The sequence below is a fragment of the Arthrobacter sp. CC3 genome, from assembly GCF_039907775.1.
GTDB lineage: Bacteria > Actinomycetota > Actinomycetes > Actinomycetales > Micrococcaceae > Arthrobacter.
Genome location: NZ_JARCCY010000013.1, coordinates 115,394 through 122,619 on the forward strand (window position 1 = coordinate 115,394; position 7,226 = coordinate 122,619).

The 7,226-nt window shown below is 66.4% G+C and carries 7 protein-coding genes; 1 reads left to right on the forward strand and 6 read right to left on the reverse strand.

Translation table 11 applies throughout. The annotated features are described in order from the left end of the window. Positions 1-7: 7 nt before the first annotated feature. The 6 genes from alaS to PV761_RS10310 form a co-directional block, all read right to left on the reverse strand. Positions 8-2,686, reverse strand: a complete 2,679-nt coding sequence (alaS, locus tag PV761_RS10285) for an alanine--tRNA ligase (protein WP_347896429.1) — start codon at positions 2,684-2,686, stop codon at positions 8-10. Between the two features lie 112 nt (positions 2,687-2,798). Further along, positions 2,799-3,029, reverse strand: a complete 231-nt coding sequence (locus PV761_RS10290) for a DUF6167 family protein (protein ID WP_028269109.1) — start codon at positions 3,027-3,029, stop codon at positions 2,799-2,801. 17 nt (positions 3,030-3,046) lie between these two features. Next, positions 3,047-3,421 carry a DUF948 domain-containing protein gene (locus PV761_RS10295; RefSeq protein ID WP_028269108.1) on the reverse strand — a complete coding sequence of 125 codons (375 nt, stop codon included), beginning with the start codon at positions 3,419-3,421 and terminating at the stop codon, positions 3,047-3,049. A gap of 145 nt (positions 3,422-3,566) precedes the next feature. Beyond that, on the reverse strand, positions 3,567-4,193 hold the full coding sequence (gene rpsD, locus PV761_RS10300) for a 30S ribosomal protein S4 (RefSeq protein ID WP_011692125.1): 627 nt from the start codon (positions 4,191-4,193) through the stop codon (positions 3,567-3,569). Positions 4,194-4,390: 197 nt separating this feature from the next. Beyond that, complete coding sequence (locus tag PV761_RS10305) at positions 4,391-4,789, reverse strand: cupin domain-containing protein (RefSeq protein WP_347896432.1); 399 nt, start codon at positions 4,787-4,789, stop codon at positions 4,391-4,393. A 243-nt stretch (positions 4,790-5,032) separates the two neighbouring features. After that, positions 5,033-6,454, reverse strand: a complete 1,422-nt coding sequence (locus PV761_RS10310; RefSeq protein WP_028269106.1) for a replication-associated recombination protein A — start codon at positions 6,452-6,454, stop codon at positions 5,033-5,035. A gap of 52 nt (positions 6,455-6,506) precedes the next feature. Here PV761_RS10310 and PV761_RS10315 point away from each other — a divergent pair, with 52 nt between their 5' ends. Beyond that, the gene (locus tag PV761_RS10315; RefSeq protein ID WP_347896435.1) at positions 6,507-7,154 is read left to right on the forward strand and encodes an acVLRF1 family peptidyl-tRNA hydrolase; all 648 of its coding nucleotides are present in this window, start codon (positions 6,507-6,509) and stop codon (positions 7,152-7,154) included. Positions 7,155-7,226: the final 72 nt, after the last annotated feature.

Sequence of the window (7,226 nt, forward strand, 5' to 3'; positions counted from 1 at the left end):
GGTTCGGTTATCGCCTCGTGATGGCGTCCACGACGGCGGCAAGAGCCGCCGGCACCTTCGAAGCGTCGGTGCCGCCGCCCTGGGCGACGTCGTCCTTGCCTCCGCCGCCGCCGCCGAGGATCCCGGCCGCGAGCCGGACAAGGGCCCCTGCCTTGACACCCGCTGCGCGGGCTTCCTCGTTGGTGGCGACCAGGATGACGGGACGGTCGTTGCTCACGCCGGCCACTGCAACGGCGGCTGCCTCGGACCCCAGCCGGCTGCGCAGGTCAAGGGCCAGTCCGCGGAGGTCGTCAGCGCCGCTGACCTGTCCGGCGTCGTGCGCGATGACCTTTACTCCGGAAGCGTCCTTGGCCGTACCGACCAGCTGCGCCGCGGCAGCGGTCAGCTGCTCCTTGCGCAGGCGCTCCAGTTCCTTCTCAACCGTCTTGAGCTTGGTCAGCGTGGTGGCGATGCGGTCCGCCAGCAGGCCGGAGGGTACCTTCAGCATTTCGGTGAGCTCCGTGACAAGGGCGCGCTCAGCGGCGAGGTGCCGGAACGCCTCCATTCCCACAAAAGCCTCCACGCGGCGGTTTCCGGACCCTACCGACTGATCCCCCAGCAGGGACAGGCTGCCGATAAGCGAGGTGTTGGCCACATGGGTGCCGCCGCAAAGCTCACGGGACCAGGCGCCGTCGATCTCCACCACGCGGACTTCATTGCCGTAGTTCTCGCCGAAGAGCGCCATGGCGCCGAGGGCCTTGGCCTCTGCCAGTTGCATGACCTTGGTCTCAACGGTGAAGTTGTTACGGATGGCTAGGTTGGAAACTTCCTCGATCTCGGAGCGCGTGGCGGCGCTGAGCCCCTCGCCCCAGGCAAAGTCGAAGCGGAGGTAGCCGGCCTTGTTGTAGGAACCGCGCTGCAGGGCCTCCGGGCCGAGGATCTGGTGCAGGGCGGCGTGCACGATGTGCGTCCCGGTGTGGGCCTGCTCCGCGGAGTGGCGGCGTTCCCGGTCCACTGCTGCCTGCACGAGCGAGTCCGCACCGATTTCGCCCTCGCGGACGATCGCCTTGTGCACGCTCAGGCCCTTGACGGGACGCTGGACGTCCAGGACCTCGACGACGAATCCGTCGCCCGTGATCAGACCGGTGTCTGCGGCCTGGCCGCCGGCCTCGGCATAGAACGGGGTCTCCGCGAGGACGAGTTCGATCTCGTCACCCGTGGAGGCCTGGGAAACCTTGCGGCCGCCGGACAGGATGCCGCGGACCTTCGATTCGCCAGCCAGTTCCGTGTAGCCGGTAAAGACCGTCTCACCCTCGGCCAGCAGCTCCTGGAAGGCACTGAGGTCGGCGTGGGACCCCTTCTTGCCCTTGGCGTCGGCCTGGGCGCGCTGGCGCTGCTCGAGCATCAGCTTGCGGAACTCGGGCTCGTCAACCTTGAGGCCGGCTTCTTCCGCCATTTCCAGGGTCAGGTCGATGGGGAAGCCGTAGGTGTCGTGCAGGGCAAAGGCATCGGCGCCGGACAGCGGCCGGCCGGCTTCCTTGGAATCCTTGACGGCGTCCTCGAGGCGCGCGGTGCCGGAGGCGATGGTGCGCAGGAACGCCTTCTCTTCGGCGTAGGCGATGCGGCTGATGCGCTCGAAGTCCGTCTCCACTACGGGGTAAACGCCCTTCATGGCGTCCCGCGAGGCCGGCAGCAGTTCGGGCAGGCAGGCCTTTTCGACGCCGAGGAGGCGCATGGAGCGCACGGCACGGCGGATGAGGCGGCGCAGCACGTAGCCGCGGCCCTCGTTGGAGGGCGTCACGCCGTCGGCGATCAGCATGAGCGAGGAGCGGATGTGGTCGGCAACAACACGCATCCGGACGTCGTCGGTGTGGTGCGGGTCGTCGGCGGACTCCGCCGAGGTGTACTCCCGGCCGGAGAGTGCCGCGGCCCGGTCGATCACGGGACGGACCTGGTCGGTCTCGTACATGTTCTCGACATCCTGCAGGATCATCGCGAGGCGCTCCATGCCGAGGCCGGTGTCGATATTCTTCTTGGGCAGTTCGCCGGTGATGTCGAAGTCCACCTTCGAGCGGACGTTGTCGATCTGGTACTGCATGAACACCAGGTTCCAGATTTCCACGTAGCGGTTTTCGTCGGCAATGGGGCCGCCCTCGACGCCATAGGACGGGCCGCGGTCATAGTAGATCTCGGAGCAGGGGCCGGCCGGGCCGGGCTGGCCGGTGGACCAGTAGTTGTCCGCCTTGCCCATCCGCTGGATCCGCTCTGCCGGCATGCCGGTGTTCTTGAGCCACAGCTGCTCTGCTTCGTCATCCTCTTCGTAGACGGTGACCCACAGCTTCTCCGGCGGCAGGCCGTAGCCGCCGTCGGCAGCGCTCGTGGTGAGCAGTTCCCAGGCGAACTTGATGGCGTCTTCCTTGAAGTAGTCGCCGAAGGAGAAGTTGCCGCACATCTGGAAGAACGTACCGTGGCGTGCCGTCTTGCCGACCTCCTCGATGTCGCCGGTGCGGATGCACTTCTGCACGCTGGTGGCGCGGTTGTACGGCGCCTCTTCGCGGGCCGTCAGGTACGGAATGAACGGGACCATGCCGGCCACCGTGAACAGCAGGGAGGGGTCGCTGGAAACCAGGGACGCCGAAGGCACCGCCGTGTGGCCTTTGCTGACAAAAAAGTCGATCCAGCGCTTGGTGATCTCCTGCGACTTCATAACCTGGTTACTTACCCTTCTTGGTTCACGCGTTCTGCCGCGCGACAGTTTGATTCTGATGGCCAGTACCGGAACAACGGATACTGCCCGTTTAATTCTCCCGCAGCGGCGGCTAGCGCCGCACCATGTCCTGGGATTCGATGCCCAGGGCTGCCCTCAGGTCGGTTTCCCGTTCCTGCATGCCTTCACGGACGGCGTCGGCGAAATCGTAAATGCCGTCGGCCAGCCGGCCCACGGCCCGATTGAGGCCTTCGGGCCCCAGGGTGGTCTGCGCCTCGGTGATCTTGCGGAAGGCGATCACGCCAATGGCGACGCCGATTCCCATCCAGAGGATTCTTTTCATTGAGTGCTCCGTCGGAATTAGCGGCTGCGGCGGCCGGTGGCGGGTTTCTTGCGGGCGGAGAGGGCGGAGCGGACTCCGTAGCTGAACGCTGCCACCTTGATCAGCGGCGATCCGACAGTGGCCGCCACCAGGGACGACAACGCGGAAATATTGGCCGACGCGTCCGAGACGTTGGACGAGATGCCGTCCACCTTCTTGAGCTGCTGGTTGGTGGTGGAAACCGTGGCCGTGACTTCGTCCATGAGCGGGGTGGCGCCGTCGCTGATTGCACGGATGGACGTCCGGACTTCGTCGAAAACCCGTCCGAGCTTCAGGATGGGCACGGCGAGTATCAGCACGAGGAGCGCAAACACCCCTGCCGCGATCAGGCCGGCAATATCGCCACCAGACATAGACGTTCATCTCCTTGTGTTTCCGTGGGCTGCTGCGGGTCCCGCAGCAGCCTGATGGCCGCCCTTGCGGAACTCCCCCCAGTACCTTACATACAAAGAAGCCCGCGGCGCTTGCCACGGGCTTCTTTGTATACGCTGCTGGTATTTAGCGTGCGTAGAATTCGACGACGAGCTGCTCTTCGCAGGTTACGGGAACCTCGGAGCGCTTCGGGCGACGAACCAGGCGTGCCTGCAGGGCGTCGAGCTTGACGTCCAGGTAAGCCGGAACCTGGGGCAGGACGTCGCGGTGCGCGCCGGCTGCTGCAACCTGGAACGGGGGCATGGTTTCGCTGCGGCTGTGAACGTGGACCAGCTGGCCCTCGCCGACGCGGAAGGACGGGCGGTCAACGCGGATGCCGTCAACCAGGATGTGGCGGTGCACAACCAGCTGGCGGGCCTGGGCGATGGTGCGGGCGAAGCCGGCACGCAGCACGAGGGCGTCGAGACGCATTTCGAGCAGTTCGATCAGGTTTTCACCGGTCAGGCCCTTGGTGCGGCGTGCTTCTTCGAAGGCACGGGTCATCTGGGCTTCGCGGATGCCGTACTGGGCGCGCAGACGCTGCTTTTCGCGCAGACGTACGGCGTAGTCGGAGTCCTGCTTCTTGCGGGCACGGCCATGCTCACCGGGGCCGTACGGGCGGCGCTCCATGTACTTGGCGGCCTTGGGGGTCAGAGCAATGCCGAGTGCACGCGAGAGGCGTGCGGTACGGCGAGCACGAGTGTTGTTAGCCACTTGTGTCCTTCCAATATCTGCGGTGTGTCAGTGTTACTGGCCTCCACGATGGAGAGCATCGGCCAACCGCTGCCTTTTGCTACTGGGCACAGGCGTAACCTCATCAAAAGAAATTTTGGTGGGATTGCGCGTCCGTGCCTTGCCAGACAACGAACAATCCTACCATGATGCACACCCGGGCTCCCCCGCGGTTCCTGTCAGGTCCGTGCGTGGACTCCGCGGCTTGCCTGCCGGCCGAAGGAAGCGGCGCCCAGGAACTCGACGGCGATGAACGGCTTGTCGCCCACCACCCACTCATCGTGGCCGGGAGGCAGCGTGTAGGTGTCGTTGGCATGGATCGTCGAACGGACACCGTCGGAGGTTTCCACCTCCATCACACCGGACACGCAGAATCCGAGGTGGTTGTGCTGGCAGAAGTCGGTTTTCTCGAACGGTTTGATGCTTTCGGACCACCGCCAGCCGCGGTTGAGGATCAGCCGGGCCACTGAGTAGTCGTTGACGGTGACAAGGTCGAATTCCGCCTTGTCCGGGCACCGCTTCTTGTCCGGGAGATCGAAGGACTTAACGGATACTGCTGTGACGAAATTTACGGACATGGGACACTACCTGAAGACTGGGACGGAGACGCATAAAGGTTGTGCCAAGCAAATTCTGTGCCGGCCGCCGACCTGGGGCCTAAGGATGCGAGTAACCGGCATTTGTGCGATGTCCCCCTCAAGGCACGCACGTCCAACAGATCTGTGCTGGCGTAATTCAACGTTAGCCCTCCCCCGCCGGAAGTCAACGGGGCGGACGCCGGCGGCTGTCCGCCGCGGCAGTCCGGGTCCCGGCGCCATCCCTCAGCCGCCGCGGATGATCTTCCGGAGCCGCTCCAGCCGGGTGGAAATATCGCGTTCGGCGCCATTCGCGGTGGGCTGGTAGTAGTCCCGGCCGACGAGGTCGTCCGGCGGATACTGCTGTGTGGCCACGCCGTGCGGGGCGTCGTGCGCGTATTTATAGCCCTGGCCGTGCCCGAGTTGTTTGGATCCCGGATAGTGCGCGTCCCGCAGGTGCGCCGGGATGCCGTTGCCCAGGCCCGCCCGGACGTCGGCGGTGGCTTTGTTGATGCCCATGTACGCGGCGTTGGACTTCGGGGCCGTTGCCAGGTGGACGACCGCCTCGGCAAGCACAATCCGCCCCTCGGGCATGCCGATCAGCTGCACGGCCTGCGCCGCGGCGACGGCGGTCTGCAGCGCGGTGGGATCCGCCATGCCGACATCCTCCGCGGCCGAGATCACGATCCGCCGGGCGATGAATCTCGCGTCCTCCCCCGCTTCCAGCATGCGTGCCAGGTAGTGCAGTGCGGCATCCACGTCGGATCCGCGAATGGATTTGATGAAGGCGCTCGCGACGTCGTAGTGCTGGTCACCCGCGCGATCGTACCTGACGGCGGCAACATCAAGGGCGCGTTCGGTGTGCCGCAGTTCCACGGCCACCGGGCCCTCGTCGGCGTCGTCTGCGTCACCGAACGCCACACCGGCAGCCGCCTCCAGCGCTGTCAGCGCGCGGCGCGCGTCCCCGCCGGACAACCTGACCAGGTGGGCCAGTGCCTCTTCGCTGAGCTTGACCGCGCTGTTCAGCCCGCGGGGATCAGCCACGGCCCGCTGGACCAGCCCCTCGACGTCGGCATCCGTCAGGGGGCGGAGCGTGAGCAGCAGCGAACGGGACAGCAACGGGGAGACCACCGAAAAGGACGGATTCTCGGTGGTTGCAGCCACGAGCACCACCCAGCGGTTTTCTACGCCAGGCAGCAGCGCGTCCTGCTGGGCTTTGTTGAAGCGGTGGATCTCGTCGAGGAAAAGCACGGTGGTGGTCTTGTAAAGGTCCCGGGCCGTGAGCGCCTCGTCCATCACGCGGCGTACGTCCTTGACGCCCGCGGTGATTGCGGAAAGTTCGACGAACTTCCGGCCCGGACCCTTGGCGATCACATGCGCGAGAGTGGTCTTTCCTGTTCCCGGGGGTCCCCACAGGATGAGTGATGTCGGTCCCGCGGGTCCGGAGGAGTCGGCTCCTGCGCCGGCGGCCAGCTGGCGCAGCGGCGATCCCTGCCCCAGCAGGTGCTGCTGGCCCACGACGTCGTCAAGGGTCCTCGGCCGCATCCGCACGGCCAGCGGGCTCCGGGGCTGCGTCCGCCCGGCGGCCGGCCCGGAAACTGCCGACCCGGACGGCGCCGCCGTTCCGTCGTCGTCGTTGTCCGGCCCTTGGCCAAAGAGATCATCCACATAGATAGGCTACTTCTAGTTCATCACCCCACTAACAACGGAGACCCGCGCAATGCCCACCCCAGACTCCCGTGTGGCGTTCGTCTCCGGTGAGCGCCTGCCCGGCTGGGTGGAGCGTTTCGCTGCCAGCCACGGCAGCGTCGCCGCGGAAGAGGTCGACGGCGGCCTGCAACTGTCCGCGGCGGACGGTGCCGTGGCGCTGCTGCAGCCGCCATGGCCTGCGGACGGACGGCCCGGCAGCGGCCGCGATGCCGTGGCCCGCATGGCATCGCTGGCCGCCCAGTCCCGGACGCTCGGGCTGGTGCTGGTCCGCCGCGGCGGATACTCCGTGGCCGTGGTCCGTGACGGTGCCGCCCTGGCCGCGAAGACCGGCACCCGCCACATCCCGTCCAGGACCGCTGCCGGCGGCTGGTCCCAGCAGCGCTTCGCCCGGCGGCGGGCCAACCAGGCGGATGCGCTGGTGGAGGCAGTCGCAGAGCACGCCGTCCGGATCTTCAGCGAGCACCGGATCGAATATCTGGTGCCGGGCGGCGACCGGGCCCTGGCGGAACAGGTCCTCGGCGAACCGGCGTTGAAACGCTACGCGGCGCTGACCCGGCTGCCGTTCCTGGACGTACCGGATCCGCGTGCCCCCGTGCTGAAGCGGGCCGCTGCAGACGCCTGTTCGGTCCGGATTGTGGTGACCGACCCGCCGGCCTAGTGTCCTGCGTCTGAAATTCGCTTCGTAATTATAGAATGGGGTATGGCGAACGTTGGACGGCCGAAGGCCCCT

Coding starts and splice junctions, on each gene's coding strand:
- alaS (WP_347896429.1), bottom strand. CDS start 2,686: ATGAAGTCGCAGGAGATCACCAAGCGCTGGATCGACTTTTTTGTCAGC.
- PV761_RS10290 (WP_028269109.1), bottom strand. CDS start 3,029: ATGAAAAGAATCCTCTGGATGGGAATCGGCGTCGCCATTGGCGTGATC.
- PV761_RS10295 (WP_028269108.1), bottom strand. CDS start 3,421: ATGTCTGGTGGCGATATTGCCGGCCTGATCGCGGCAGGGGTGTTTGCG.
- PV761_RS10305 (WP_347896432.1), bottom strand. CDS start 4,789: ATGTCCGTAAATTTCGTCACAGCAGTATCCGTTAAGTCCTTCGATCTC.
- PV761_RS10315 (WP_347896435.1), top strand. CDS start 6,507: ATGCCCACCCCAGACTCCCGTGTGGCGTTCGTCTCCGGTGAGCGCCTG.